Here is a 26,440-nt window from a genome sequence, read left to right on the forward strand (position 1 = left end):
TCATCGCGGTACCACCCTAATTGAAGCGCATCATTGGTCATGCTGCGTCTTCCTCTTAAAGTCAGATAACGGTTGACGGCCGTCTTCCCCTTCTGCCGCAGCGGCAGGTTCGGAGAACAGAAGCTCCAGGACGTAATTCATGCGCCTTCACGTACCGGCTTGCACCAACCGCCGGCTCTCTGCATCGTGGAGAGGAACACTACTGATCCCTTTCATCGCTTGTAGCTTGTTTTCGCTATGAACACTTTACCCAATCCGCACAGCCGATGTCAACTCGATTCTTGCCGGTTCGTTATTTCTTGTCTTTGATCGCTTCGTAGGTCGCATCGTCGCAGATGACGAACAGCCGCGCATCGGGCGGAATCGGCTCATTCAGCTTGCGGATAATCGTCAGATCTTTGCGGTCGGCGATCAGGTTGGCCCCTTCCCGCTTCAGCTGCTCGTGCGCGTCGCCGTAGGTTCTCCATCCAGCCCGCGGCTGAAGCTCATGCAGATCTTCGCCATAAGCATGATCGAGCAGCTGCTTGAACAGCTGCGAGGAGCCCTTGTGCAGAGACGATTTGGCCATCAGGAACGAGGTCGACTGATGGGACAGCACGAATTCGTCCACATTTGCGAATTTGAAGTTGCGCTCGTGCGCCGCATGGACCAGCTCGACGATCGTGTAGATGCCCTTGCCGTCGCGGCCGTCCTTGACTTGCCGTTCTTGGCCGAAGCTCTCAATTGATGTCGCGATGATTAACGTCTGTCCGTCGGCCTTAAGCGGATCCGTCTCCTTGTCTGGCGCGAAGATCATGACGTTGCTGCACCGGTCCACGCCTGCATGATCGAGCGTCGCGAAGATCGTGGGATCGCCTTGAATGTAGTGGAATCGTTCATGGACGAACGGGGTATGCGCCATGCGGTCAATAAGCACGATGTCCCGTTTCGTATCCGCCTCCAGCAGCTCCTGTACGGTTACCATGCTTTTCTCCGACGACCAGCCGATCATCACATAGTGATCCTTCCCCAAATACGCCACGCGGCCTTCCTCCTTGCTCTTCTTAAGCCTAATAATCTGCTCGGTGATCTTGCCGACCGAGGAACCGATAATGAAGAGTCCGCCGAAAATAACGCAAATACCGAGAATCATGCCTGGAATCGTCTCGGGAAAATAATCGCCATAGCCTACGGTCGAAGCGGTAACAACGGTCCACCACAAACCTTTGAAGACCGTCGTATACTTCTCGGGCTCGATGAGATGAATCAAGATGGAGCTGAACGAAAAAAAGACTACCGCCGTTCCCGTCAGCCAGCGCCCATTCAATTTCGACGCTGCCGACAACAGCCTGAGGATCAAGTGCAAGGGCATCCCTCTTTCGCTAAGTAAGGATCAGTCATCTCGTCATGCTAGGTAAAAAATACCATATCGATTATCGGATGTAAAATCCGAAATGGCTCGATATCCACAAAAATAGAGGCCGCTTCGCGACCTCCATTTCCGATCCTATTCAGCTGACGACGTAACGCCGGTATAGATATGGATGGCATCACGCAGGAATGCGGCCGTTCCAGGCTGCTCGGCATCGTAGTAGGCCGTAAACCGCTCATCGTCAACGTACATCTGCGCAAGTCCCGCGTGCGCTCCCTTGCTGTACGCGTTCCAATGGAACATCAGCCATCGCTTGTGCAGATCAGCCGCCCGCTGAGCCAGTTCGCCGGCCGGGTCGCCGGTCGCGAAAGCCTGCGCTAGCGTCTCCGTCACTTCATTCGCGAGCCTTGTCACTTCCTCGTGTTGTTCCTGCGTCATATGCTTCAGTTTCGCGTTCGAGCGGTCGACCGCTTCATCGCCGTATTTCTCCCGGATTTCCTTCCCGTACTTCTGTTCGTTCTCGTCAATGAGCTTCTGTTTGAAGCCTTCGAATTTCTGTTTATCCGTCATATCCATTCTCCCTTCGCTTGAAGCGATCGTCTTCTCTACCGTTTCGATAAGGGCATCAAGCTGTCTTCGTTTGTTCAGGAGTTGGTCGCGATGTTCGGACAAAGCCTTGGTACCGTCGAATCCGGGGTCGGTAATGATCGACTTGATCTGTTCCAACGGAAGGCCCAGCTCCCGGTAGAACATAATCTGCTGAAGCCGATCAACCTCCTTTGCCCCATAGATACGATAACCGGACGAGTTCGTTCTGGCCGGCTTCAGAATGCCGATCTCGTCGTAATAGCGCAACGTTCGGGTGCTGACCCCGGCGAGCTGACCAAGCTTGCGAACGGTGTATTCCATGTATAACGCCTCCTGACACCTTAACTGTACAGCTTTACGTAACGTCAAAGTCAACCGTTCTTTTGGCCGAATGGCGCGCCCTTTATTTCCCTGCCCGACGAAGGTACAATAAGAAAAAACGTTAAAGGGGCTTGGTTATGAGCGAATTCCCGGAGAACTACTCCATGCAAGAAGGACTGTCCGGCAAGTGGTACAAGCTCGGCTTCGGCGTCCGGGGCGGAACGATGCTGATCGAGATGGGAGAGACGGTGCTGCTCAGCGTCCACGTCAGCTCGATGCGGCTGGACTTGCTGCTTAAGGATGAACAGGGCATCTATCAATACGCGGGCGACTTCTCCTTCGAGAACCTCGAGCGCGAAGGCAAGCTGCTGTTCCACAGTTGGGCGATCGAGCATCTGCATATGAACAACCATGACTTGATCATTGATAACCCGACGCATGAGATGACGAATTTATTCATTAAGCTCAGCTTGGATAAGCGCAAGCAAGCCGAAGATAAATTTTTGAACTCCTAGGCGGACATGCCTCCCGACGCGCCACATATACTGTGATAGGCACGCATTGTTGGAGGTTATATGGAACATTTTTATTATTTGTCTGCCCTGTCTGCGTTTGGCACGATCGCCGGCAGCATTCCGGCCTTGTTCATCCGTAATCTGTCCCACCTTGGCAAAGATATGCTGCTCGCCTATAGCGCAGGGGTCATGGTGGCAGCGTCGACTTACGGGCTCATTCCTTCGGCGCTCAAGCTATCGAACTTCTATGTGCTGACCGCCGGCATCCTGCTCGGCACCGTCCTTCTGACCATGCTCGAGCGATACGTCCCGCATACCGATCCGCCGCACGAAGATACCGCTTCGGCCATTCAGGCCAGCTCCCGCATCCTGCTGCTCATGTCCATGACGCTGCATAACCTGCCGGAAGGGCTGTCCACCGGGATAAGCCTAGCCAATGAGAACGGGCAGCTTGGCGCCATCGTGTCCTTCGCGATCGGCGTGCAGAATGTGCCGGAAGGTTTCCTTATCGCGCTGGTCATGGCCTCTGCCCGATCACGGCTGCTAAAGCCGCTTCTCTACGTATGCGGCGTGACGGCTGCGGAATGGCTGGCCGCCCTCGTCGGCTATTCGTTCGGCCACACGCTCGAATTCCTCATTCCGTATGGACTGGCTTTTGCCGGCGGAGCGATGCTGTATATTGTGTATAAAGAACTGATTCCTGAGAGCCACGGCGACGGGCACGAGATCCCGTCTACCTTCGCCTTCATCATCGGCACGCTCACCATGATCGGACTAACGCATTGGCTCGGCTGAGCAATAAGCCGACAAGCATAGCGCAGCTCATTTCATGCGCGCGACGAAATCCCCGGAGGAAACTTGCTCCGGGGTTCTTCATTTTTATTACGGGACGCCTTAGTCCTCTTCTTCCATTCGGCCGAATCCGATTCTGTTAGGCAGCTTCGTCGACTTCATCGCTTCATAGGCTCCCTTGATGTCCGGGACATATCGTTTCGTAAGAATATAGCCGCGGATCATGTCCCGCAGCGGAATTAAATGCTCCATTCGCATAGAAGACAGCGTTTCGGCCGACAAGTCAACCGGAACGTTGAGCGCTTGTTGGCCTCGATCGCGCATGTCCTTCCGCTCCTGTGGCGACAACTGGTCAACGAGCTGTAAAATTTGATATTCCTCGAATCGCATTCGCGCCTCCTTAATTCGTATCTCCCAAGTAACATATCGCCGCGGCGCCACCTTGCAGAATCGGGATGAGCGCCCTCGGGTACACGCTGTATTCGTGAAGCCGATCCAGCGGCACCCATTCGACGCCGATCTGATAGTCGTCCGGGTTTATCCCGTTGCCGATCGCTTCGCCGGGCATCGACGACTTGAGGGTACATTGAAAATAAAACTCCACTTGATGCGTGGCTCCGTCCCACTCCGCATACTCATGATTCTTGCCGATATACTCCCGGACATGGGCCAGCTCGCCGACTTCGACATCCTGTCCGATCTCCTCCATGCATTCCCGCTTCACGGCCTGCACCAAGGTTTCACCTCGTTCTTGCCCGCCACCAGGGAAAATGTAGAAATACCCGGTTGCGTCCTTATTCTTCGTAAGCAATACCTGGCCAGCTTGAATAATGATCGCTTTGGCCGAATTCCGTATCGGATTCATGCTGATCCTCCTTAAGTTCGCTATCGATTGCTTGCCGCTGGCAGCTGCTGTTGAGCCCCGCGTTACAGGTTATGCCTTCTCGACGGCAGCATAAGCGCGAAGCAGCTCCTGCTCGCGTTCCGGCCGTAATCCTGCGCGCCATTCGGTATACGGATGGCGGCTGCGATGCCAGGCGAGCGTATCGGCGATCGTCTGTTCGAGCGGTCGGAAAGTCAGCCCGCCGGCAAGCGCCTTATGGATCGATACGTTCATAAAATAAAGCCAATTCATCCGCTCCGATACCCAAAGCGGCAAATCCATCCATTCCCCGACGCCCTGGTCATGAAGGAACGCTTCACTTACCCATTCCGTCTTCGCATTCGTCTCCGTCACGCGCTCGCAAGCTTCCGCCAAGTCGCCCATCGTTAGCGAAGGATGAACGCCGGTTGCATTGTACGCGCCGCCTGCCTTCACTTCCACCATCCGGATCGTCCATTCCGCGAGATCCCTCACGTCTATGAACTGGATCGGCCGGCCAGGCGCGCCGGGCATAAGCACCGTGCCGCCCTCAGCGTAACGCTGCGGCCAGTAGGTGAATCGATCCGTCGGATCGTGCGGACCGACGATAAGTCCCGGACGAATGATGAGCGTCCCGCTCTGGAACTGTTCCGCCACCACCTGCTCGCACGCTGCTTTCAACGGTCCGTAATAGGCGCCGATGTCTTCGGTATCCGGGTCTTCCAGCTGCCCCAATGCGGAATTCTCATCGATCGGACCTTGCGCAAAATCCGCATAGGCCGAAATACTAGAGATGAACGTATAATGGCTGGTCTGCCCGGCCAACAGTTGCACCGACTGCCTGACGACGCGCGGTACGTAGCCACATGTATCGATTACGGCATCCCACTGGCGGCCACGCAGCGCATCCAGTTGCCCGTCCCGGTCGCCTTGCAGCTGCTCGATCGCCGGGAACAATCCCGGATTGCTCAACCCGCGGTTGAATAAAGTCACCTCATGATTCCGTTCCAGCGCCGCCTCCGCCAAATAACGGCCAAGAAACTTCGTCCCGCCCAACAATAGAATGTTCATTCTATCAGCCTCCCGAATCGGTCAAATTACCTGCTAGAGACGTAAACGAACAGAGAAGGACAAAAGATACGCATAGAAACACGATCGCTTATGTAATTTTTTCCATCCGTGTAGATTGTACGTCAGCCGCCGAGGAAGTACAATCCCTTCACTCCGCCCATGCAAAAAAGGCCGCGAACTTCGCAGCCTATTGCCTTCCTATTCCAGCATCCGAGCAATGACGGCTTTCATGCCGTTGTAATCGAGCGCCCCCGGGATCCGCTCCTCGATCACGCCCGAGCGGCCAACAAAAACCGACGTCGGGTAGCCTTTGATACGGTATTGTTCCTGCACTTGACCTTCCGCATCGAGCAGGACAGGGAAGCTCAAGCCTTCCCTCTCGACGAAACTGCCCACATTCGCGCTGCCGCGCTCGGTCGAAGTCAGATTGACGGACAGAACGGTAAGCCCCTCATCCTCGTAATCTTCGTGCAGCTTCTGAAGATGCGGCATCTCCACCTTGCAGGGCGGACACCAGGTAGCCCAAAAATTGATCATGACCGGCTGGCCGGCATAATCCGATAGCCGGACCGATTCGCCTTCCAGATTGGTCAGCGTGAAATCCGCCGCCCGCTGTCCGACTTTGACCCCCTGCTCGATACCGCCAGTCGCGCTATAGCTCACCTTTGTCGCGGAGAAATCCACATACTGAAGAGCCATCATGCCTAACCCATACAAGCATGCAAGCGAGACGGTCCGCCTCCATTCGGCTTGTTCTCGCCCGCGCCATAACGCATATCCAACAATGAAGACGAATAGGACGATCGCTGCATGGCGAACGGCGGAACCGGCGTCGAAAAGGACGTAACTGAACTGAACCGCTGCCGTCCAGCCGAGCGACAGGATGAACAGCCGCTCCAAGCCTCGCCGCAATCCGCTGCGAACGATCAGATAGACGCCAGCTGCTGCGGCTGCCAGCCACATACCGGCGCTCCCGCCGCTGAAATACAGCAGCGAGCGCCAATCGTGCCGGAAGCTCTCCCAGTCGAATAGGACGAGGCTGCCCTTCCATACCGCCAACCATAGAATGACCGCATTCCAGGCTTCCGAGACCGCACGGGACTGGTTCTCCTGCCCCCTCATAAACAGCCGAATGAGGAGAACGCCGGCCAGCCCAGCCAGCAAATAGACGACAATCTCCAAGTTCAGTACCCGATTAAAGGCTTCAATGGCGTACATCGTCTACGCCCTTATTCCACATGGAAATACGCTTCGTCATGCTTGGCGTCATAGCGGATATGCAGATCCTTTTCGTCCAGATACCACAGTTGTTCCTCAAGCATATAGAAATCGATGCCCTCCACCGTCTGGTGAATGTTCGGTCCAGTCGCATTCTCCTTCATGATGCCGAGCGACATGCCTGGCTGTACGGAGCCGCAGCCGCCCAGACGCACGAAGACGTGCAGCTGGTCGCCGTCTTGCAGCGCCATCTCCTTCTTATACCAACGCGCCGCTTCTGCCTCAACGATTACTTTCATGATGATTCCCTCGCTTTACTTGCATCTATGTCGAATGACTCCTCTATTCTACTACAAATGGGCGTAGCCGAGTAATCGGTTCCGTCCGTTACCTTGCCGTTCTCTTATTGGAATGGATAGTCAATTACGATGACTTGGTCCACAATGCCATCCAGCAGCTTGACGAACTGTTGATGAGCCGGATGCGGCCCATACCGCTGGAGCGAATCCCGGTCCTCGAACGTGACGCGAAGGCCGATCGTGAATCCGTGGATATTGCCCGTCTCTTCCGTCTCGTTAATCCCGGCCGTGAGCTCCACGATGCCAGGGATTTGCCCTTTGAAAGCATACAACGTGTCCAGCAATTCCTGCTGCTTCTCCTGGGGCAACGTCTTATTGAATTTGAAAGCGACCAAATGTTCAAACATCTCTCATCATCCTCCTAGAGTAATTATTAGTGCCTCGATGCAACGGTCATAGCCCGGACTCCTTCGCAACTATGCCATAACTGATCTTCATATTCGGGGCATATGTCATGAATGTATCGGCGTCCAGCCGTTCAGCGAAAAATAGCTCGTCCTCATACATAAGCGAAGCTTCTTCTGGGGTCAAACCTCTTGCAATCAGCCCTGCCGCATACGCCTCGCGGTCTCCCGGATGACCGAAACCTAACGATTGCAGCAGCTGGTTACGAATCTCCGGTTCTTCGTGCGGGTTCAAGAAATTGACGCGGTCGCTTACGCGGCATGCGACATGCTGAAGTCCCAGCTTGCTCATCAGAATCGGCAGCTTCATCCCGATATTCCCGTCTTTGCCGGTACGCCTGGCATCGGCTTCGTACAGACGCTGCAGCGCGCCCAATTGGACCAAGTCCGACTGCTCATGGCCATCCACGTGCTGATTCGCTGCGTTCGCGATCCAGTGCGACTCGAAGCAGGCGACTCTTCCGCCCGGCACGACGCAATCGATCATCCGCTGCAGCATGCTGTTCGGCTGCTCCATATGCATGACGACCGCATGGCTGACAGCCATATCATACTGCCGTTCCAGCGGCACTTCAAGGAGATCGCCTTCGATGAAGGCAGACGGATACGGCAGCTCCCGGAACACGCGTCTAGCCTCTGCGATGAGTTTCGTTCCGGCGTCGATGCCCGTATATGTCGATCCTTCCGGCAGCAAGGGCAGCAACGCCAGCCCCATGAATCCATACCCGCAGCCAAAATCAATCAGCCGCACCGGCCTATCGATCGCCCATACCTTGCGCGCGAGAAATTCGAGATAGTCCTCATTGTACAGCATCCAGCGCGTATTGCGCAGGTAGTCGATCCGCTCATCCCATTCCGATCCGCTCACTTTGCGTTCACCTCTCGCCTTCATCTGATTTATCCGCCCTAGTAATATATAGCATATTTTGGAAAAGGGGTAGAACATCGCGAAACTCCAGCGTCAGAACTATCCCATGGATCCGTCAGCGGTTGTCCATCATGCGACAAAAAGAACCTTACGCCGCCATCTGGTTCCGATGACCGCATAAGGTTCCTTCAGTTGCTCCGTTCGGCTAAGTCGTGCCGATCCGGACGCCAAGCTGGTTGATCCAGCGGCGGTACGCGACGGATAACAGATCCGCCTTATGATTCAGCTCGGTCTGCAGATCGAGCGGCAGCAGCTCCGGCTTCTGCGTCTCGATAATCCATTTGTCCTGATCGAATACCGTATCCTGGAAGTCGATGAATTGCTGGTCGTCGACGTCATGCGCGTAGTTGCGGGATACCGGCATGTAGACGATGCACTCCTTCTCGGATACCGGGAGGACGGATAGCATGATCCACAGCGTCTGGCCTGTCGCCGCATCGCGCTTAGACAACCGGGCCGTGAGCGGACGGAACACTTCCTTCACATATACATAGGTCGTTCCTTCGCGGTGATCCGATCCGGAATGGGCGACAGGTTGGAAGATCGGCACGTCGCCGGTATACACTCTGTCGTCCTCCTTGAATACCTCGAAGTTCGGGAGTTCGGAATAGTCCGGGTGACCGAGCAGGCCGCCATGCACGTACATCAGATGGGCAAAATCGGTGAAGTTCTCGATCACGCGCGTACCGGCGGCATTCACGTAGTACGGGCCGCAGACGAGCGGGCGGTACGCCGGATTCTCGAATTCCTCGAAGGACGGCAGCTCCTGCTTGGGCTCTCCGATACAGACCCACACGATGCCGTATTTGACTTGGCAGGGAAACTTCGTCGCCTTGGCGCGTGCCGGAATCCGGTCATCCTTCCCTTGGGCCGGGATGCAGACGCATTGCCCGTGATCGTTGTATTGCCAGCCGTGATACGGGCAGACGAGCTTCTCGTTCTCGACCCAGCCCTTGGACAGCATCGCGCCGCGGTGGATACATAGATCGCGCAGGGCATGAACGCCTTTCGAATTGCGGAAGATGGCTACGCGCTCGCCGAGAACGATTACCGACACCGGCTTATCCTTCACCTCGCGCTCCGCCAGAACGGGATGCCACTCATTCTCTAGTACCGTATCTCGCAATAATGTTTCGGTTGTCATCGTGTTCTCCTCCTTATATAGCGGAATGCTGCTTCTTATCTTAATTAGCCGCAAGCCAATCAGCTCTGCGGAATGCTGCTCTTATTCGTTGCTGACTTCAATTGTCCCGTCAGCCAGCCCCTGGACGGTTTGCTCGATCCGGTCTTTCGTCTCCTGCGGAATCTTGCCGTCGAAGCCGTGGTACGGGCTCAGGTAGACGGCGCCTTCCTTTACGCCTAGCGTCTGCGCTTCCGGCTTCATCTCGCCGTCCATAATCCGCTTCACCACGACCGTCATCGCTTTCGGGTAATCCTGAATGACGCTGGTGACGACCGTATCCGGTGCGCTCGGGTTCTGGTCCTGGTTCGAGCCGATTGCGAGCACAGCTTTCTGCTTGGAGGCGTCGATCCCGCCCGAGCCGGCTTGGTTGGCGTTGGTCATGACGACGTCGGCGCCTTTCTCGATCAAGGAGATCGCGGTTTCCTTCGCTTTGGCAATATCGTCATTGGAGCCGGTCATCGCCGTAAGAACGTTAATGCCGGACACCGCAGCCTTGGCTCCCTCTTCGAAGCCCTTCACCGAATTCGAGATTGGCGGAATATCCATGCCGCCAATTGCTGCAACCGTGCCCGTCGTGGACATGAGCGCGGCGACGGTCCCCATCAGATAACCTTGCTGACGGTTGTTGATGCTGATCGAAGCGACATTCGGTTCTTGGCTGACCGAAGCGCTCGTCACGAGGAACCACGTATTCGGGTAGTCATTCGCGACTGCCATCATCGCGTCCGCGAATTCGAAGCCGTGGCCGATAATGACATTGAAGCCATCGTCCGCATAGCCGCGGATAAATTCATTCATGTCGGATTGCGTAACCTTCTCGGAATATTTGGTCTCGGCCTTCAGCTCTTCGCCGATTTGCTGCAGACCCTGATAAGCGACCGCGTTCCAGCCGTTGTCGTTCACCGGGCCGGGCGTCAGCAGCGCAACCTTGAAGTCGCCCCCGGAGGCCGCCGATGAAGCTTCATTCGCAGCCGTCGTTTCCGAGTTCGAGCTGCCGCAGCCGGATACCGTAAGCGCAAGCACCAGCAGAATGATGGCCCATGTTCCGTGATTGAGACGTTTCTTCATCGTAATTCCCCCATTATCGTCATTGTTGGTTACAGCCCTGCCATGCGCAATCCGATTAGCTCCATATCCGCCTCCGCACGGTCAACCGTATGGACGATCCGGCCTTTATACATGACGGCGATCCGGTCAGCTAACGCGAACACCTCTTCGAGCTCCGTGGAGACGAGCAGAATTCCGCAGCCGTCCTTGCGTTCCGCCAGCAACCGCTGATGCACGTCATCCGCGGCTCCGACATCCATGCCGCGCGTCGGCTGCATGGCGAGCAGCACTTTGGGTCTAAGCATCAGCTCGCGGGCTAGAATGACCTTCTGCTGGTTACCTCCGGACAGCTTGCTAACGGCGTGGTCGATCGACGGCGTCTTGATCCGGTAATCCTCGACCGCCGCCTTCGCCGCTTGGCGGATTCGCTTGCGGCTTAGCGTGAACCATCGGCTGAACGTCGGCTTCCGGTACTCCTTGGCGATCAGATTCTCGCCGATGCTCATCGGCAGCATCAATCCTTCGCGGTGCCGGTCTTCCGGAATATACCCGACGCCTGCTTCCGTCATCGCCCGTGGATGGGGCTTCGCGACCGGTTCGCCGCGGACGCGGATCGAGCCGCTCACCTGACCGGCGCTAAGTCCCATCAGCGCTTCGCACAGTTCCCTTTGGCCATTGCCGTCCACGCCGGCGATGCCGAGAATCTCGCCTTCTCTCAGATCAAGCGATAGATCCTGGAGCACTTGCACCCCGCTTAATCTGCATGAAAGTCCGCTCACTGAAAGCAGTTCGGCTCGGCCCTCCAACGGCGGCCTAGCTGCCGGCGGCGCAATATCCCGGCCGACCATGACCCGGGCAAGCTCCGCGGCGTTCGAATCCGTCATCGCCGATGAAGCGGCGAGCTGTCCGGCACGCAGCACCGTTACCCGGTCGCAGATGGCTTCGACTTCCTTCAGCTTGTGGCTGATGAACACGATCGTCTTGCCCTGCGCCTTAAGCGACCTCAGCACGCGGAACAGATCCTCAACCTCGGGCGGGGTCAGTACGGCTGTCGGCTCATCCATAATGATGAATTCCGCGCCTCGGTACAGCGTCTTCACGATCTCGACCCGCTGCTGTTGGCCGACGGACAGCTCGCTTACCCGTTTCTCGGGATCCACGTCGAGCCCGAAACTATGCGAGATTCGCTTAATATCCTCGCACGCTTTGGTATGGCGGTACCAAGGGCCGCTTCCCTGCTTCATGCCCAGAATGACGTTCTCGGCCACCGTTAATGCCGGGATGAGCATGAAATGCTGGTGCACCATGCCGATCCCGCTCTCCATCGCTTCGCGCGGGGAGCCGAACCGGACCGGCCGGCCTTTGTAGATGATCTCGCCTTCGTCCGGCGTCAGCAAGCCGGACAGCATATTCATCAGCGTGCTCTTCCCCGCTCCGTTCTCGCCGAGTATCGCGTGTATTTCGCCTTTCCCGATCTGCAGATTGAGCCGGTCGTTCGCCACGAAAGAGCCGAACCGTTTCACCAGATTACGCGTCTCCAATAGGAACCCTTGACTAGACTTGATTGATTCAGATATGTCGGCCACCTCCTGCCGTGATAAGGAAAATCCGGATTAAGCATGACGATCGGCTGCGCTTTTGTAGGACAAGCCCGTCGCGGCAGGCTGCTTGGCTTTGCCGGAGAACCAGGCGAGCGCCGCCATCGTCAGTACGTAGGGGAACATCAACATGAACTGGTAAGGAATCGCAATATTCTGAAAACGAAGCTGAAGCGCATCCGCACCGCCGAATAGCAGCGAAGCCATCATCGTGCCGGTCGGCGTCCATCTGCCGAAGATGACGGCGGATAAGGCAATGAAACCTCTTCCCGCGACCATGTTCTCCGTGAACTGGTTCAAGATGCCGAGCGACAATGCGCTTCCTGCCACGCCGGCGAGCATCCCTCCGATGATGCAGCACATGTAACGAATTCGGTGTACCTTCACGCCGAGCGTGTCTGTTGCAAGCGGGTTCTCGCCCACGGCCCTCACCTGCAATCCCCATTGCGTCCGGTATAAGAGCAGGCTAACGGCCGGGACAAGCAGCAAGGCCATGTAAGTGAGCGTATTCTGCTCGAACAACGCCGGCCCGATCCATGGAATATCGGCGAGCAGCGGAATCCGAATGACGGGGATGGAATCCACCTGTACCGCCTCCGTCCCCATGCCGAGCAAGCTGCGGCCGAATACCGTCGTCAATCCAAGGCCCAGCAGATTCATCGCGGTGCCGATGATGACCTGGTCCGCCCCGGTCGTTATGACGAGGAAGCCGAACATCAGGCCGACCACGCCGCAGACAGCCATCGCGGTCAACACGCCGCCCCATACATTGCCCGTGTAATAAGCCCCTAGGACGCCGCTGAGCGAGCCTATCAGCATCATGCCTTCCATGCCGATATTGAGAATTCCGCTGCGCGACATGAACAGGATCGCAAGTCCCGCGATCATGAGCGGAACGGAAAGCCTGATCGCCGCAGCCGCATAGCTTACCCACATCTCCGCTTCCATCTTATCGGCCTCCAATCTGATCAAGGTGAAACGGCTTTCGCCGTCTTTGATGGTGCAGCGCGCTTCATTCCGAATTCCTATATTTCAAGCGAACCGGCGGCGCCGGCCTCTATCGTGCCCGTTGTCTTATCCAACTTCCGGATGAGCCATTCCCGCAGCCTCTTCTTCGTTCCGCCAAGCCAGTATCGGTTGCATACCATCACAATGATCATGATCGCTTGGATGACGTACACCAGCGAGGTCGAAGCCCCCGTTACCCGCTGCATCGCATTGGCACCGCTGCGCATGCCGCCGAAGAGCAGCGCCGAGAGCACGTTGCCGATCGGATGGGTATTGCCGAGCAGAGCAACGGCAATACCGTCATAACCGAAACCAGGCGAGAAATTCTGCATCAGCCTGTGCTGCACGCCCGCAATCTCCACATAGCCGCCAAGTCCTGCGAGGGATCCGCTGACCATCATGACGAGCAGCATATTGCGCTTGACCGGCATGCCCATCACTTCGGCTGCGCGCTTGTTATAGCCCGCTGACCGGATCTGGTAGCCCCACGTCGTCCGCTCCAGTACCCAATAGATGATGATTGCCGTCAGGATGGCGAGGAAGAAGCCGTAGTGTAGCCGGGATCCTAACAACTGAGGGAGGACTGCACTATCCGGAAGGCTAGCGGATTGCGGCAGGCTGCCGCCCGCTTCCTTCATCGGCCCTGTGACCATATAACTAATCAGGAAGATCGCGACATAGTTGAGCATGATCGTATTGATGATTTCGCTAGCACCCCGGCCGACTTTCAAGGCTCCAGCGATGCCGCCCCATAGCGCGCCGCCCAGTAATCCACAGAAGAGTGCCAGAGGCAGATGAATATAGATTGGCATGGAAGGCAGCAGAAGCGCGGACATCGTTCCCATAAGCGCTCCGATATAGATCTGCCCTTCCGCTCCGATGTTGAACAGCCCGCACCGGTAAGCGAAGGTATAGCTTAATCCGGCGAACAGCAAGGGCGTCGCCTTAACCAGCGTTTCCTTAAGAGCACCGCTGCTGCCTGCCGCTCCTTTCCAGATCAGCTGGTAGGCCTCCCAGGGTGATACGCCGGCCGCCGCCATCACCAGCGCCCCGGCAAGCAGCGACACCGCAATCGCAATGAGGTAGAACAACGTTTCGATCGATACCGTTACGGCTCGCGCCGCGAGTTTGTTACCGGGCATAGCCTTCTCCCCCTTATCGGCGATCTAGTCTCGAATGCGGAATACCGGATAATGCTGCGAGAGCCGCTCACGCATCGCGTCCACTCTGGCTTGCGCCCGGCGGATGATCTCTTCCTCATCGATCAAGGTGCATCGCCCCTTCTCTACAACGACCCGCCCATGGACCAACACCGTGTGGACATCGTTGCCATTGGCATTATAGACAAGTGCCGACGAATAGCGGTGGATCGGCGCGATATGCGCCTTCTGCATATCGATGATGACGATATCGGCCAGCTTCCCTTGTTCGATCGAACCGAGCTCCGTTTCTCTCCCCATCGCCTTAGCGCCGCCAAGCGTCGCCATCTCGAGCACTTCCATCGGAGGTAACAGGGTCGAGTCCAGCTGATTGACCTTGTGCAGGCAAGCCGTGAACTTCAGCACCTCGAGATTGTCCTGACAATTGTTGCTGCCTGGACCGTCGGTACCGAGCGCCACGTTGATCCCCATGCGGCGCATCTCCGGCACCCGCGCAACGCCGGAAGCCAAATACATGTTGGAGACCGGGCAATGAATGACCGAGGCCTGGTTTTTCGCCAACAGCTCAAGCTCGCTGTCATCGAGCCAGATGCCGTGCACGACCTGCGTGCGCGGACCGAGCAAACCTACCGCCTCGACGACTTCCAGATTGCGCAGGCCGAAGCGGCCAAGCGTATTATCGATCTGGTCGCTCGTCTCCGCCACGTGAATGTGCGTGATCAGCTTGCGGTCCTGGCTGAATTGGGCCGCTTTCTCAAGGAATCCCCATGAGCAGCCGTACAGATTAAGCGGCCCCATGCCGATCTCGATTCTCCCCGAAGCTTCTCCCTGCCAGCTGTCCAAGAGCGCTTCCGTTCGGCTGAAGATCTCTTCCTCCGTTTCGCGCAGCCGCGGCTCGTAGCTCAGGTCCACGCCGCCTCTGGCCAGCTGGCCGCGAATGCCGGTAGCCATCATGGCTTTCAGCACGCCGTCGGTGTTCGCGGTATCCGTATGAACGTAATGATGATCCATAATGTAAGTCGCGCCGGATTTCAAATTCTCGATGCAGCCGATGAGCGCCGCCAGATAGAAATCTTCCGCCTCCATCGCCAGCGACCCCGGCCAAATGATCTGACGCAGCCAATCCGACAGCTTCATGTCGTCCGATACGCCGCGCAGGAACGTCTGGAACAAATGGGTATGGCCGTTGATCAGGCCGGGCATGACCGCCATGCCCTTCGCATCTATCACGCGATCCGCCTTGTCGATCATAGCTTGGTTCTCTGCGCCGGAATGCCAAGGTCCCACCTCGGCGATACGCTCTTGTTCGATACGAATATATCCCGGATGGTACACCTGGCGGTCTGCATCCATCGTGAGGACGACGCCATTGTAAATTAATGTTGTGCTCACCGTCTTCGCCCCGCTCCCATTATGTCAGGTAATATGACACTTGATTCGTTTTTTTCATCATAAGGGATTGATCGCGATACTGTCATTGGCTATAGTAGATGAAAAGAATTCTAAACTTTAGCTAACTTAACCAATGACTTCAGCTTCATCTAGGTATATTTGACATGCGACGTCATCTATATGTCGGAGGTGTAATGATGATCCTGGCAGACTTGCTGGAAATCCCGATGCTCAAGAATACGCGAGTAACCGCCGGCGCAAGCGGACTGAAACGGACCGTCCACTCGGTGAACATGATGGATTCCCCGGATATATTCGACTATCTGCGGCCCCACGAGCTCGTCCTGACGACCGCTTATGCGATCAAGGACCAACCCGATATTCTGGTCAAACTCGTAACCGAGATGGCGGCGCAGAATTGTGCGGGGATCGGCATCAAGACCAAACGTTACATCGACCGCATCCCCGATCACGTGAAGGAGGTCGCGGACCGTCTGCACGTCCCGCTGCTGGAATTGTCGCTCGATTGCTCGATCGCCGAAGCGCTACATCAGCTGCTCGGCCGGATTATGGAGTTCCGGACGCACGAGATGCGCCATGCGCTGGAGAGTCACCGGAAGTTGTCAGACATTATACTGGAGGGCAAAAGCCTGCAGCAGATGATGGAGGCGCTGTCCAACCTGCTCGGTCTGCCCGTGCTGTTGATCGACTCGGCCGCGAATAGCCTCGCGCAATCGCATCATTTTGAACAAGCGGAATATCGCCAGACCATCCATGTATTGAAATCCCATCTCCCGTCGCGCTTACCGGAGCAAAAGCCGGTCACGATCCCGCTGCTCGCCTCGGATAAGCTGCCTTACTCCCATCTCGCCTGTTATCCGGTGCAGACCTATCAGCCTCAAGGTTATTTGCTCGCCTTCACGAACAATGCGCAGGAGGATTCGCTCGTCTACTTGACGGTCGAGCAGGCCGTCAATGTCATCAGCTTCGAATTGTTGAAACAGCAGGCGGTGAAGGAGCGCTCGCGGCGGTACAAGTATGACTTTTTCTCCGATGTCATCGACGGGCTCGTGACGACGGAGCAGGAAATTCTGCATCGTGGGCGCAAATACGGGCTGAAGGAAAGTACGCCTTATCTGTGCGCCAGCATCAAGAAGGATCCGGCGCTGTTGGAAAAGCCCTATCGCGATAACAAGCCCGCCGAGCTTGAGAAAGAACAGCTGTACGATATCGTGAAGCAGCAAGCAAGAGTCGAGGGGCTCGCCTTCCTCATGTTCGTGAAGCAAGACGGACTTGTCATGCTGCTGCCGCAGGAAGCAACAGCGGAACAATCGGAGGAAGCCGAACGCGTGCTGGAGGCGCAGCTGCACCATCTGGCGGAGACGATCTGGACGGCGCACGGCGTCTCGATATCGATCGGAATCGGCAATGCGGCCGACCGGCTGACGAAGCTGCCCAAGTCGTACGGCGAATCGCAGGACGCTCTCCAGACCGGTTATAACAGCAAGAAGAGGCGATTCGTGCAATTCTTCCATGTGAAGGAATTCGGCGACCTGCTTCGGCTGCTGCCTCCCGCGGACATGACGGAGTTCATCCACGATACGTTCCGCGGACTGCTGCAGCTCGACACGCGGGAGAGACGGGAGCTCCAGCGGACGCTGCGCGCCTACTATGACCATCACTGCCATATTGCCGATACCGCCAAGCAGCTGTTCGTCCATCGCAACACCGTCATCTACCGGTTGGAGAAATGCGAGCAGCTGACCGGCAGATCGCTGCGCTCGATCTCGGACAGCCTCCGTTTCCGCGTCGCGTTCCAGATGGCGGATGTGCTTGGACTGGCGTTTACGGAGGATGAGCCGGTTTAAAAAAATAAAACCAAGGCAGGATGACCCTGACCTTGGTTTTATGGCACGCGTTATATCGTAACTTACAGGCTTATGCCCGCCCCCACTCTTGCACCCGCCACACCTGCGTCACCCAATCCTCGTAGAAGGACGGTTCGTGCGAGACCAAGATGATCGTGCCCTCATAGCGGATGAGCGCTTCGCGAAGGGCTTCCTTGGCCCTTGCGTCCAGATGATTCGTCGGTTCATCCAGGAGCAGCATATTGCTCTTGGCTGCCATCAGCTCGCACAATCTCACCTTTGCCTGCTCCCCGCCGCTTAATGAAGCGACCGGCTGTCTGATGTGCTGTTCGTTCAGGCCCGCACTCGCGAGCAACCGGCGCAGATCCTTATTCGTCAGATCCGGCCTTAAGGTGGCCAGGTGATCGAACGGCGTGCAGACGGGAGGTACCGTCTCTTGGGCAAAATACGCCCCTTGCACGCGTTCACCCCGCTTAACCGTACCACCAAGCGGCGGCAACTCGCCGAGCAGCGTCTTCAGCATCGTCGATTTGCCGATGCCGTTATAGCCGGTAATGGCGATTTTGGCTCCGCGCGCGACTCGCAGATCGACCGGCTTGAACAATGGAGTCGTATACCCGACCTCGATCCGATTCGCTTGCAGTACCTGAGGGACAGGTTCGGCATGCACATGGAACCGGAACCGAGGCGGCGGCCCTTGCGCCGGTTTCTCGATGATCGACAGCCGGCCCAGCATCTTCTCCCGGCTCTTGGCTTGCTTCGCATTGCGGACCTTATTCTTCTGAATGAAACTTTCCAGCTTCTGAATTTCCTTCTGCTGCCGGTCATAAGCGCTCTGCAGCTGCTCCCGTCCCAGATCGAAGGTCCGCCTGAACGCTTCATAATTGCCGGCATAGCGCCTAATGGCGTGCTGGTCGACATGGAGAATCGCGGTCGTGACCTCATTGAGAAAATGCTCGTCATGCGAGATGACGAGATACGCCTGTTCATAGCTCTTCAGATAGCCGATCAGCCATTCGATATGCGCATCGTCGAGAAAGTTCGTCGGCTCGTCGAGCAGCAGCACATCCGGCTGCTCCAGCAGCAGCTTCGCGAGTAACAGCTTCGTCCTCTGTCCGCCGCTCAATGCCGCCACATCCCGTTCGGGCCCGAGCTCGAGCAGGCCGAGACCATGCGCCACTTCCGCCATATGCGTCTCGATTTCATAAAAACCGCTATCTTCCAGCCGCTGCTGCAGCTCTCCGTATTGGGCGAGCAGACGCTCGAGCCGGTCGCCGCCGGCGGCGGTCATCTCTTCGGCGATCGTCAAGAGGCGCTCTTCCATGCGGTATAGCGAAGAGAAGGCGCTCTGCAGCACCTGCTTGATCGAATGGCCCGGCAGCAGCCCGAGATGCTGCTGCAGGTAACCGATCGTAAGCTGCGCCTGCCATTCCAACTTCCCCGCATCGGCAATGAGCTCCCCTGCCAAGATGCGCAGCAAGGTGGATTTGCCCGCTCCGTTACTGCCGACGAGACCGATATGCTCCCCTCTCAGAAGCCGGAAACTCGCTTGGTGAAAAATCGTTTTATCGCCATACGTATGGCTCAGTTGTTCGACCTGTAACAAACTCATGGTATCTCTCTCCTTTATTTGCTTTCCGAATCGAAAGCCAACCGAAGAGAGAAGGAAGTAGAACACATTGCTATTCGGTTATGTTTTCCGCACAATCGAAGCCCCATGTTAGTCAAGGATGCTTCAGAATGATAGGAAAATGCAAAAAGGGCAAGGTGAACACACCCTGCCCTTGGCCGCGCGGACCGATATTGGCATGAAAGGCATCGTGTTCTGTATCTCCTGTTCTTCGGTTGGCTCGTTAACCCTCAAATGGGCAGACGTATCCCGTCTAAGCCAATTTCCGTACAAGAACAGTCGATAAAAAGAACATACCTTTCCTCCTCATTAACGATATAGAACCTCTACGAGCATACCATCGGACAAACTAAATTGTCAATTTCAGGAATCTAAATCACATCGTCTGGCCGCTGTCCACGGTGATCGTCTGGCCGGTAATTGCCGGCTGCTCGAGAACCGCGGCGATCATCGCTGCGATCTCCTCTGCCGTCGATACGCGCTGCAGCGGCAGGTGTCCGCCAAGCTTCCGCATTTGCGCTTCGCGTCCGCTCCACCATCTTGTCTCGACCGCTCCCGGCGCGATGCAATTGACGCGCACTTCGGGCGCCATTGCGCGGGCGAGCGACTTCGTCAACCCATGTACAGCGGACTTGGATACCGCGTAGGGCAAGGATGATCCTAACCCCGTGGAGCCCGCGATGCTGCCGAGATTGACGATGGCCCCGGCCTCGCTTTGCTTCAGGTATGGCGCTGCGGCGCGAGCGCAATGGAACATGCCTTTGACGTTCACGCCGATCAGCTCCTCCCATACGTCATCCGTCACGGACTCGAGGTCATTGAGCGGAATATGGCGCGTGATACCGGCATTATTGACCAGCCAATCCAGTCTGCCGTAGGCTTCGATCGTCCTTGCGATCATGTCCCGGACGGCTGCGTCATCCGCCACGTCCGCTTGGATCGCCAAGGCTTCACCGCCCGCGTCCCGAATCATGGTCGCGGTTTCTTCCGCTTCGGATCGAGATCGGGCGTAATTGACGACGACGCATGCGCCGCGCCTTGCCAGTTCAAGGCTGACGGCTCTTCCGATCCCTGTTCCCCCACCCGTGACTAAAACTACTTTTTGTTGTTGACTCATAATGTACTTCCTCCTTTAACGTGCATATGCGTTGCCGATGTGTGGACGCTAATAGTGCCGCGCTTCCCTTCCCAGTTGACGAGGAAAATGCCGCCGCAGATCAAGGCACCGCCAAGCCCGACATACCAATGCAGCTGCTCGTTCAGCAGCAGCCAGCTGGAGAGGACGCCGAATAACGGGACAAGGAATAAGAAGGCGCTTGTCTTGGCCGGATCGCTGCTTGCCAGCAGACGGTACCACAGCGTAAATTGCGCGATTGAGCATATCGCGACCAACGTGAACAGGACGGCAATCGAGCTTAGATTGAAGTCCCAGCGCGGCGTCTCCGTAAGCATGCTCAGAAGAAGGAGCGCTGCACCGCCGAACAGCATTTGATACCCCGCCAAGACCGACCTGTCCAACGCAGCGCCCCACCGCTTATATAGAAGCGTAGCAGTAGCAAAGCACAGAGCGCCTGCCAAACCTAACAAACTGCCGGGATTAACCCCTACATGCAGGCCGAATGAGACGGCAACGCCGACGAAACCGATCGCCACGCCGAACCACTGCACGGCCCGATAAGAAGCGCCCATGAACAAAGTACCGATAATAATGACAAGCAGTGGATTCATGCTCGTAATAATCGCCGACTCGCCGGATGTAATCCATCTCATGCTGTAGTAGGCACATCCCATCACGCCCGCCGATTGGAACAATCCGATCAGGGCGATGTGCAACCATTGGCGGCCTCCCTTCGGCTGCGGTTTACTTCGCGCGAACCAAGCTAGCAGCCCGCCGGCGATGACGAAGCGAACGCCCATCAGCAAGAATGGCGGCGCATAGTGCAGTCCGATTTTGCCAACGGGGAAAGCTATGCCCATCATGAAAGTCGTCGCGATGATTAAACCGACATATAGCTTCTTACTCATGCTCCATCCACCAGCTCTCTATGTGATGACCTTATTGTAGCGGAGGGTTGGTTTTCTGTATAATGATTGATATTGATAGTTGCCATCAGATTTCTTAATACCAAGATCGACGGAGGGGGCATGAGAATGGAGAGCGGGGATTTGCGCGTATTTCAGACGGTTGCCAGAGAAGGAACCATTACGAGAGCGGCACAGCGTCTCGGGTATGTCCAGTCGAACGTAACTTCACGCATTCAACAACTGGAGCAAGAGCTGGGGACACAGCTCTTCGTGCGTCATAACCGGGGGATGTCATTATCGGCCAGCGGCAGCATGCTATTAGGCTATGCGGACAAAGTTATCGGCTTGCTCGATGAGGCTGCAAGAGCGCTCTCCGCTTCGGATGAGCCCGGCGGACCGCTTCGGATCGGTTCCACGCAGACGGCAGCGGCCGTTCGTCTGCCCAAGCTGCTCACCCACTATCATAAGCTGCATCCGCAAGTGCTGCTGTCGGTAACGACGGGGCATACGCAGAAGCTAATCGACGGCGTCCTGCAATTCGAGCTAGATGGGGCATTCATTAGCGCGGATTGCGACCATCCTGAGCTCGCGGTACTGTCTGTCTTCGTGGAGGAGATGGTCATTGCCGCCGCCGCATCACCCAATGAGGATCAAGAGCAACTGCTCGGCAAGCCGATCATCGTTTTTACTCCCGGCTGCTCGTACCGGACAATTCTCGAACAGTGGATACGGGACAAAGGCATCATGAATCCTGTCTTGATGGAGTTCGGCACCCTTGAGGCGATCATCGGAGGCGTTAGCGCGGGCCTTGGAATCTCGCTGATGCCGAAGTCGCTGCTCGATCACCATACCGCGGATGGGACGATCGCCTCATTCCCGCTGAGCGCTGAGCCTACGTACATGCGGACGAATTTCATCACGCGCAAGGACTCGTTCCAAAGCAGTGCCTTGCAGGCATTCATCCGTGAACTTGCCGTGCAAGCTTAACGCAAGGTTCATGACCAATAAAAAAAGAGAGTCGCCATCATGCAGATGGGGCTCTCTTCGATGTGTAGAATGGGATCTTGCTTGGGAGAAGGGATTGAGACGAGTATTAGTCCGCTGGTTCTTCTTCTGGTTCCGCCTCGGCCTCTTCTTCTTCTTCGGCAGCTTCTTCATCAGCCGCCTCTTCCTCGTCAGCGTCGGATGCCTCTTCGGCTTCCTCCTCTGTAACCGCTTCCAAATCCGCGGCGATTTCTTCGGCTGCCGCTTCAGCTTCTTGCGCCGCTTCTTCTGCGACCTCTTCTTGTTCCACTGATTCTTCTTCTGTTGCTTCTACAGCGACCTCTTCTTCTACTTCTTCGGACGCCGATACAACGACTTCTTCGTTCTCGCTCATAGCATATCCCTCCCGATATCCGCCTAGCTCCCTAAGCGTAAGTTAAGTATAACACCGCTTACATGCAGTTTTTGTAAAATCCTGACGGTACCACTATTAAAATTTGATGACAAAAAGATGTACAAGTTGTTACAAAATCACAATGCACGATCATGCTGACAGCACCCGACCTTCAGAGGGGTGCGTACGTTCAGACTTTCAACAAACGTTCGGAGACGAGCCTCAGCATCTCATCCAGCTCATTCCCCTCCACCTCGACAAGCCGCGCGCCAAGGGTCGGAAGTCGCCAACCGATCAGGAGTTCCTCATCAATCGGGCACAGCTTCCGGTATTCATCCAGATACGTTTGATGAAACAGCAATCGTGCCTGCCGGTTCACCGACTCCGTGACGCCCGGCGGTTCCGCGTGCGAAGTAAGCAGCATGGAGGTACGCGCAAGATCGGCATGCCGATCGCCAATAAGCGCATTCGCCCAGTCGATGACGACAGGTCCGTCCGTGGTGATAAGGATATTATCCGGATGCAGATCGTAGTGGCACAAATACCGCGCATCTTCCAGCGTATCCAGTTGATCGATAACCGCTTGGTTCTGCTGTTCCGACAGATGCGGCGTATACCGAATCCGTCCTGCCAGCTGCTGCTTCAAGTTCGGCTGATGGGCAGTCTCCGCTTGATGGAGACCGGCATGCACCTGAGCCATGATGCGCGCGCAAAACAAAACTTCTTCAGCGCTCGATGCTTGCATCAGTTGCTGCAGCAACGTATGGCCGTTCACGCGTTCCATCACGATGCCTGCCCGGTCTTCATGTTCGATGATCCGGCTCATCTTCGGCGTGCGTACGCCCAGCGCCATTACCGCTTCAATGTTCCTGGCTTCTTCCTCCGCATGATGGCGAACGTGGAACAGCTTGACCACTTCATGCCTTCCCCATGCGTAGACGTCCGCCGTTCTTCCTCTGCCCACAAGTTCACCGATGGTCACAGGTTATTCCTCCTCTTCGTTCTCCCGTGTAGTTCACTTACGATGGATTCATTCTACCATGCTGCACCAGCACCATCCATTTGTTTCCACAGCAAAGCGAGCAGCACCCAGCTCATGCCAGGTACTGCTCGCTTGTATGTTCGTCTATTACTCGCCCATTTGCGCTTTGTACGCGTCCATTTGCTTTTGCAGCTCCGCGAGTACTTTATCGTAGCCTGCTGTTTTCAGCTTGTTGCGGAATTCTTCGACCGCTTTGGCTGGGTCGCCTGCTTTACCGAACGTGATTGCCGGGCCAAGTTCGCCCGCAACCTGCGACACGGCTGTAAGCTCTGCTTCTACAGGCGTTTTATCGAAGACAAATTGGCCGTAGACGTAAGGCTTTTTGATTTTGTCATACTCGGCATAGTACGTTTCTTCGATTTGATCCCATGTCGTTTCGCTTGGAATCTCGAATTTGTCTACGCGGCCGCCCCAGAAGTCGGAGTAGAAGTTGTCGTCCGCCTCGTTATAGCCTGCCGGACGTGCACGCTTGCCATCCTTGATTTCGTACTGAACGCCTTCGAGACCGTAGTTAAGCAGATGGTACACTTCTTCGTTGTTGCGGATCAGGTCGTACGCCATGAGCGCGCGCTCCGGATTTTTGCTGTGTGCGCCTACCGATGTACCGCCATGCGTGATCGACAGCTCCATCAGGTTCGTGCCGCGAGTACGGGCGAACGGGAACATTTGCAGGTCGGAGCCTGGTTGTTCTCTATCCATTTCGACGCGCAGACCGGAGAATGTTTGGGTATGGTGCTGATCCATACCGGACAGCCCCGCCTTCAGCGCTACGCGGTTGTCGTTCTTGTTGTTAAGCGCATCTTCGCGCCAGAAGCCTTTGTCGCCCCACTCTTTCATCATCGTTGCATAGTTCAGGAATGTGTCTTCGAAGATCGGGCTTGTAACCGTGTATTTCTCGTCGAACGACTTAGCTGCGAAGACCGGCAGGAAGCCTGTCGAGATCGGAAGCTCCAGGTTGTCGGTATTCGATTGCACATAGCCGCCCCATGTTTGAGCGCCGGAAGCCGCATCCCAAGGAATAACGCCTTCTTTGTTATCCTTCACGTATTGCAGGTATTGACCGATTTCTTCCCAGTTCTTGATCGGTTCGGTCAGACCCGCTTCCTTCGCCCAGTCGCCGCGGTAGAAGAAGCCGTGGTTAACCCATTGCGTGTAATCGTTCTCTGGAATGAGGACGATCTTGCCGTTGTATTTGCTTTGCGCCCAATCTTCTTCCGGAATGGATTTGAACGTTTCCGGCGCATATTTCGGCAGCAGCTCGTCGAGATTCATGAAAGCGCCGCGCTGCGCGTTGCCCCATGTATCCAGCCAGTCGGTACCGATCGTAATCAGATCGATCGCCTCGCCGGATGCGAGCAGCAGGTTATATTTGGTTTGCCAGTCGGCCCATTCCACCCATTTCCATTCCAGCTCGGCATTGATTTTCTCTTTCATGATAACGTTGACTTTCTCCATGACTTTCTCGAACTGGCCGTTCTTCGGCTTGTCGCCAAGTACCACGTAGCTGATCTTGACGAACTTGGACGTGTCGACGCCATTGCCTTCATCCGTCCCTGTCGTAGTGCCGCCGTCGTTCGTCTTCGTGCCCGTATTTGTACTAGCGCTTCCATTGTTGCCATTGTTGTTGCCGGAACACGCAGTCAGACCGAAGAGCATCGTCGTTGCCATCAACAATGCGGTGACTTTTTTGAACTTGGACATGTGTACTGCCTCCCCTGTTTTCGTATCTCATTAGTGTTGCTATGTGAAGAGCCTCATTGAGGCTCTCTGCACATCAGCCCTTAACAGCGCCTACCGTAATACCTTTGATAAAATAGCGCTGGACGAACGGATAGAACAAAATGACAGGACCTGTCGCGACAATGGCGGTAGCCATCTTCATCGATTCCAACGGCACATCCCGCAGCGCGACATTGGATGAAGCGGCCGAGTTGCGGACATAATCCGCGCTCGTAATAACGTTGTACAAGAACAACTGCAGCGGACGGTATTTCATATCCGCCGACAGGAACAGCATGGAGTTATACCATTCATTCCAATAGCCAAGGGCAATGAACAATCCGATCGTGGCAAGTGCCGGCGTCGTCATCGGCAGAATCAGCCGTATGAAAATGGTAAAGTCGCCTGCGCCGTCGATCTTCGCCGATTCCGTAATGGCATGCGGAATGGAGCGGACGAAGCTTTTCATCATAATAATGAGGAACGGACTGAGCAACCCCGGCAGCAAGACGGCAAGGTAATTGTCCTTCAGGCTCAGATATTGCGTGATGAGCAGGTAGAACGGGACAAGTCCGCCGGAGAACAGCGTCGTGAAGTAGATAAAGAACGAGATTTTGTTCCGGTATTCAAAGTCCGGACGCTGCAGCGCATAGCCGGTCATCGCGACGATGAACAGGCCGAGCGCCGTGCCGACAAGCGTGATCAGAATCGTGACGACGTAAGAGCCGATAATGAGCTGCGGATTCTCGAATACGATCTCGTACGCGAATGTACTGAATTCGCGAGGCCAGAAGTTGAAACCGAACTTCTTGATCGCATTCTCGCTCGTAAAGGAGGTGCCGAGCACCAGCAAGAATGGGAGCAGACAGCAGATCGAGAATATTGAAATGAAGATCGTTCCGATCCATCTGACCGCAATCCCGCTTGCATCCGTCCGGATACTGCCTGAATGCGTATTTGTTTCGTCCATCGCTTGCACCT

At 55.9% G+C, this 26,440-nt stretch carries 26 protein-coding genes and 1 other annotated feature (1 of these 27 running past the window's edge); of the genes, 4 read left to right on the top strand and 22 right to left on the bottom strand.

The window, feature by feature from the left end:
- Nucleotides 1-225 (bottom strand) — a binding site (T-box leader) (it extends 12 nt beyond the left edge of the window).
- Nucleotides 226-292: 67 nt separating this feature from the next.
- Complete coding sequence (locus tag FHS18_RS11350) at nt 293-1,339, bottom strand: potassium channel family protein (protein WP_183600099.1); 1,047 nt, start codon at nt 1,337-1,339, stop codon at nt 293-295.
- Between the two features lie 147 nt (nt 1,340-1,486).
- On the bottom strand, nt 1,487-2,260 hold the full coding sequence (locus FHS18_RS11355; RefSeq protein ID WP_183600101.1) for a MerR family transcriptional regulator: 774 nt from the start codon (nt 2,258-2,260) through the stop codon (nt 1,487-1,489).
- Nucleotides 2,261-2,397: 137 nt separating this feature from the next.
- Between FHS18_RS11355 and FHS18_RS11360 the strand changes: the two genes are divergently transcribed.
- Nucleotides 2,398-2,775, top strand: a complete 378-nt coding sequence (locus FHS18_RS11360; RefSeq protein ID WP_183600103.1) for a hypothetical protein — start codon at nt 2,398-2,400, stop codon at nt 2,773-2,775.
- Between the two features lie 60 nt (nt 2,776-2,835).
- The gene (locus tag FHS18_RS11365; protein WP_183600105.1) at nt 2,836-3,570 is read left to right on the top strand and encodes a ZIP family metal transporter; all 735 of its coding nucleotides are present in this window, start codon (nt 2,836-2,838) and stop codon (nt 3,568-3,570) included.
- A 99-nt stretch (nt 3,571-3,669) separates the two neighbouring features.
- Here the strand turns inward: FHS18_RS11365 and FHS18_RS11370 are convergent, their stop codons facing one another.
- The 13 genes from FHS18_RS11370 to FHS18_RS11430 form a co-directional block, all read right to left on the bottom strand.
- The gene (locus FHS18_RS11370) at nt 3,670-3,957 is read right to left on the bottom strand and encodes a hypothetical protein (RefSeq protein ID WP_183600107.1); all 288 of its coding nucleotides are present in this window, start codon (nt 3,955-3,957) and stop codon (nt 3,670-3,672) included.
- A 10-nt stretch (nt 3,958-3,967) separates the two neighbouring features.
- The gene (locus tag FHS18_RS11375) at nt 3,968-4,432 is read right to left on the bottom strand and encodes an NUDIX domain-containing protein (RefSeq protein WP_183600109.1); all 465 of its coding nucleotides are present in this window, start codon (nt 4,430-4,432) and stop codon (nt 3,968-3,970) included.
- Nucleotides 4,433-4,501: 69 nt separating this feature from the next.
- Nucleotides 4,502-5,500 (bottom strand): NAD-dependent epimerase/dehydratase family protein, encoded by a 999-nt coding sequence (locus FHS18_RS11380; protein ID WP_183600111.1) that lies wholly within the window; start codon nt 5,498-5,500, stop codon nt 4,502-4,504.
- A gap of 198 nt (nt 5,501-5,698) precedes the next feature.
- Nucleotides 5,699-6,718: a TlpA disulfide reductase family protein gene (locus FHS18_RS11385; RefSeq protein ID WP_183600113.1), complete on the bottom strand. Its 1,020-nt coding sequence runs from the start codon at nt 6,716-6,718 to the stop codon at nt 5,699-5,701.
- Between the two features lie 11 nt (nt 6,719-6,729).
- Nucleotides 6,730-7,017 carry a HesB/YadR/YfhF family protein gene (locus FHS18_RS11390; protein WP_183600115.1) on the bottom strand — a complete coding sequence of 96 codons (288 nt, stop codon included), beginning with the start codon at nt 7,015-7,017 and terminating at the stop codon, nt 6,730-6,732.
- A 104-nt stretch (nt 7,018-7,121) separates the two neighbouring features.
- Nucleotides 7,122-7,424 (bottom strand): Dabb family protein, encoded by a 303-nt coding sequence (locus FHS18_RS11395; RefSeq protein WP_183600118.1) that lies wholly within the window; start codon nt 7,422-7,424, stop codon nt 7,122-7,124.
- Between the two features lie 46 nt (nt 7,425-7,470).
- Nucleotides 7,471-8,373: a class I SAM-dependent methyltransferase gene (locus tag FHS18_RS11400; protein ID WP_221401280.1), complete on the bottom strand. Its 903-nt coding sequence runs from the start codon at nt 8,371-8,373 to the stop codon at nt 7,471-7,473.
- Between the two features lie 181 nt (nt 8,374-8,554).
- On the bottom strand, nt 8,555-9,553 hold the full coding sequence (locus FHS18_RS11405; protein ID WP_183600120.1) for an aromatic ring-hydroxylating dioxygenase subunit alpha: 999 nt from the start codon (nt 9,551-9,553) through the stop codon (nt 8,555-8,557).
- Between the two features lie 81 nt (nt 9,554-9,634).
- Nucleotides 9,635-10,660 carry a BMP family protein gene (locus tag FHS18_RS11410; RefSeq protein ID WP_183600122.1) on the bottom strand — a complete coding sequence of 342 codons (1,026 nt, stop codon included), beginning with the start codon at nt 10,658-10,660 and terminating at the stop codon, nt 9,635-9,637.
- A 29-nt stretch (nt 10,661-10,689) separates the two neighbouring features.
- Entirely contained in the window at nt 10,690-12,162 is a 1,473-nt protein-coding gene (locus FHS18_RS11415) for an ABC transporter ATP-binding protein (protein WP_343060499.1), read from the bottom strand.
- A 90-nt stretch (nt 12,163-12,252) separates the two neighbouring features.
- Entirely contained in the window at nt 12,253-13,185 is a 933-nt protein-coding gene (locus tag FHS18_RS11420) for an ABC transporter permease (protein ID WP_183600126.1), read from the bottom strand.
- 77 nt (nt 13,186-13,262) lie between these two features.
- The gene (locus FHS18_RS11425) at nt 13,263-14,387 is read right to left on the bottom strand and encodes an ABC transporter permease (protein ID WP_183600128.1); all 1,125 of its coding nucleotides are present in this window, start codon (nt 14,385-14,387) and stop codon (nt 13,263-13,265) included.
- A 24-nt stretch (nt 14,388-14,411) separates the two neighbouring features.
- Complete coding sequence (locus tag FHS18_RS11430; protein ID WP_343060500.1) at nt 14,412-15,797, bottom strand: amidohydrolase family protein; 1,386 nt, start codon at nt 15,795-15,797, stop codon at nt 14,412-14,414.
- A 194-nt stretch (nt 15,798-15,991) separates the two neighbouring features.
- Here FHS18_RS11430 and FHS18_RS11435 point away from each other — a divergent pair, with 194 nt between their 5' ends.
- Nucleotides 15,992-17,665, top strand: a complete 1,674-nt coding sequence (locus FHS18_RS11435) for a PucR family transcriptional regulator (RefSeq protein ID WP_183600130.1) — start codon at nt 15,992-15,994, stop codon at nt 17,663-17,665.
- A gap of 70 nt (nt 17,666-17,735) precedes the next feature.
- On the opposite strand, the gene FHS18_RS11440 is transcribed toward FHS18_RS11435, so the two are convergent.
- The 3 genes from FHS18_RS11440 to FHS18_RS11450 form a co-directional block, all read right to left on the bottom strand.
- On the bottom strand, nt 17,736-19,277 hold the full coding sequence (locus FHS18_RS11440; RefSeq protein WP_183600132.1) for an ABC-F family ATP-binding cassette domain-containing protein: 1,542 nt from the start codon (nt 19,275-19,277) through the stop codon (nt 17,736-17,738).
- A 394-nt stretch (nt 19,278-19,671) separates the two neighbouring features.
- Nucleotides 19,672-20,412, bottom strand: a complete 741-nt coding sequence (locus tag FHS18_RS11445) for an SDR family NAD(P)-dependent oxidoreductase (RefSeq protein ID WP_183600134.1) — start codon at nt 20,410-20,412, stop codon at nt 19,672-19,674.
- On the bottom strand, nt 20,409-21,320 hold the full coding sequence (locus FHS18_RS11450; RefSeq protein WP_183600136.1) for a DMT family transporter: 912 nt from the start codon (nt 21,318-21,320) through the stop codon (nt 20,409-20,411). Before FHS18_RS11450 ends, FHS18_RS11445 begins: the two co-directional genes overlap by 4 nt.
- Nucleotides 21,321-21,446: 126 nt before the next feature.
- On the opposite strand from FHS18_RS11450, the gene FHS18_RS11455 reads away from it, so the two are divergent.
- Entirely contained in the window at nt 21,447-22,307 is an 861-nt protein-coding gene (locus tag FHS18_RS11455; RefSeq protein ID WP_183600138.1) for a LysR family transcriptional regulator, read from the top strand.
- A 106-nt stretch (nt 22,308-22,413) separates the two neighbouring features.
- Here the strand turns inward: FHS18_RS11455 and FHS18_RS11460 are convergent, their stop codons facing one another.
- From FHS18_RS11460 to FHS18_RS11475, 4 genes are all read right to left on the bottom strand, one after another.
- Nucleotides 22,414-22,698, bottom strand: coding sequence for a hypothetical protein (locus FHS18_RS11460; RefSeq protein ID WP_183600140.1), 285 nt, complete (start codon nt 22,696-22,698; stop codon nt 22,414-22,416).
- A 190-nt stretch (nt 22,699-22,888) separates the two neighbouring features.
- Nucleotides 22,889-23,680 carry a phosphotransferase gene (locus tag FHS18_RS11465; RefSeq protein ID WP_183600142.1) on the bottom strand — a complete coding sequence of 264 codons (792 nt, stop codon included), beginning with the start codon at nt 23,678-23,680 and terminating at the stop codon, nt 22,889-22,891.
- A 147-nt stretch (nt 23,681-23,827) separates the two neighbouring features.
- Entirely contained in the window at nt 23,828-25,441 is a 1,614-nt protein-coding gene (locus tag FHS18_RS11470) for an ABC transporter substrate-binding protein (protein ID WP_183600144.1), read from the bottom strand.
- A gap of 73 nt (nt 25,442-25,514) precedes the next feature.
- Nucleotides 25,515-26,429, bottom strand: coding sequence for a carbohydrate ABC transporter permease (locus FHS18_RS11475; protein ID WP_183600146.1), 915 nt, complete (start codon nt 26,427-26,429; stop codon nt 25,515-25,517).
- Between the last annotated feature and the right edge of the window lie 11 nt (nt 26,430-26,440).

It is taken from the genome of Paenibacillus phyllosphaerae, assembly GCF_014192105.1.
Classification (GTDB): Bacteria; Bacillota; Bacilli; order Paenibacillales; family Paenibacillaceae; genus Paenibacillus_Z; species Paenibacillus_Z phyllosphaerae.

Excerpts from the sequence above, each read along its gene's own strand:
- FHS18_RS11380 (WP_183600111.1), bottom strand. The coding sequence starts at position 5,500 with ATGAACATTCTATTGTTGGGCGGGACGAAGTTTCTTGGCCGTTATTTG.
- FHS18_RS11445 (WP_183600134.1), bottom strand. The coding sequence starts at position 20,412 with ATGAGTCAACAACAAAAAGTAGTTTTAGTCACGGGTGGGGGAACAGGG.
- FHS18_RS11420 (WP_183600126.1), bottom strand. The coding sequence starts at position 13,185 with ATGGAAGCGGAGATGTGGGTAAGCTATGCGGCTGCGGCGATCAGGCTT.
- FHS18_RS11470 (WP_183600144.1), bottom strand. The coding sequence starts at position 25,441 with ATGTCCAAGTTCAAAAAAGTCACCGCATTGTTGATGGCAACGACGATG.
- FHS18_RS11460 (WP_183600140.1), bottom strand. The coding sequence starts at position 22,698 with ATGAGCGAGAACGAAGAAGTCGTTGTATCGGCGTCCGAAGAAGTAGAA.
- FHS18_RS11375 (WP_183600109.1), bottom strand. The coding sequence starts at position 4,432 with ATGAATCCGATACGGAATTCGGCCAAAGCGATCATTATTCAAGCTGGC.
- FHS18_RS11475 (WP_183600146.1), bottom strand. The coding sequence starts at position 26,429 with ATGGACGAAACAAATACGCATTCAGGCAGTATCCGGACGGATGCAAGC.
- FHS18_RS11455 (WP_183600138.1), top strand. The coding sequence starts at position 21,447 with ATGGAGAGCGGGGATTTGCGCGTATTTCAGACGGTTGCCAGAGAAGGA.
- FHS18_RS11440 (WP_183600132.1), bottom strand. The coding sequence starts at position 19,277 with ATGAGTTTGTTACAGGTCGAACAACTGAGCCATACGTATGGCGATAAA.
- FHS18_RS11395 (WP_183600118.1), bottom strand. The coding sequence starts at position 7,424 with ATGTTTGAACATTTGGTCGCTTTCAAATTCAATAAGACGTTGCCCCAG.
- FHS18_RS11385 (WP_183600113.1), bottom strand. The coding sequence starts at position 6,718 with ATGTACGCCATTGAAGCCTTTAATCGGGTACTGAACTTGGAGATTGTC.
- FHS18_RS11390 (WP_183600115.1), bottom strand. The coding sequence starts at position 7,017 with ATGAAAGTAATCGTTGAGGCAGAAGCGGCGCGTTGGTATAAGAAGGAG.
- FHS18_RS11400 (WP_221401280.1), bottom strand. The coding sequence starts at position 8,373 with ATGAAGGCGAGAGGTGAACGCAAAGTGAGCGGATCGGAATGGGATGAG.
- FHS18_RS11370 (WP_183600107.1), bottom strand. The coding sequence starts at position 3,957 with ATGCGATTCGAGGAATATCAAATTTTACAGCTCGTTGACCAGTTGTCG.
- FHS18_RS11425 (WP_183600128.1), bottom strand. The coding sequence starts at position 14,387 with ATGCCCGGTAACAAACTCGCGGCGCGAGCCGTAACGGTATCGATCGAA.
- FHS18_RS11410 (WP_183600122.1), bottom strand. The coding sequence starts at position 10,660 with ATGAAGAAACGTCTCAATCACGGAACATGGGCCATCATTCTGCTGGTG.
- FHS18_RS11365 (WP_183600105.1), top strand. The coding sequence starts at position 2,836 with ATGGAACATTTTTATTATTTGTCTGCCCTGTCTGCGTTTGGCACGATC.
- FHS18_RS11450 (WP_183600136.1), bottom strand. The coding sequence starts at position 21,320 with ATGAGTAAGAAGCTATATGTCGGTTTAATCATCGCGACGACTTTCATG.
- FHS18_RS11355 (WP_183600101.1), bottom strand. The coding sequence starts at position 2,260 with ATGGAATACACCGTTCGCAAGCTTGGTCAGCTCGCCGGGGTCAGCACC.
- FHS18_RS11405 (WP_183600120.1), bottom strand. The coding sequence starts at position 9,553 with ATGACAACCGAAACATTATTGCGAGATACGGTACTAGAGAATGAGTGG.
- FHS18_RS11360 (WP_183600103.1), top strand. The coding sequence starts at position 2,398 with ATGAGCGAATTCCCGGAGAACTACTCCATGCAAGAAGGACTGTCCGGC.
- FHS18_RS11435 (WP_183600130.1), top strand. The coding sequence starts at position 15,992 with ATGATGATCCTGGCAGACTTGCTGGAAATCCCGATGCTCAAGAATACG.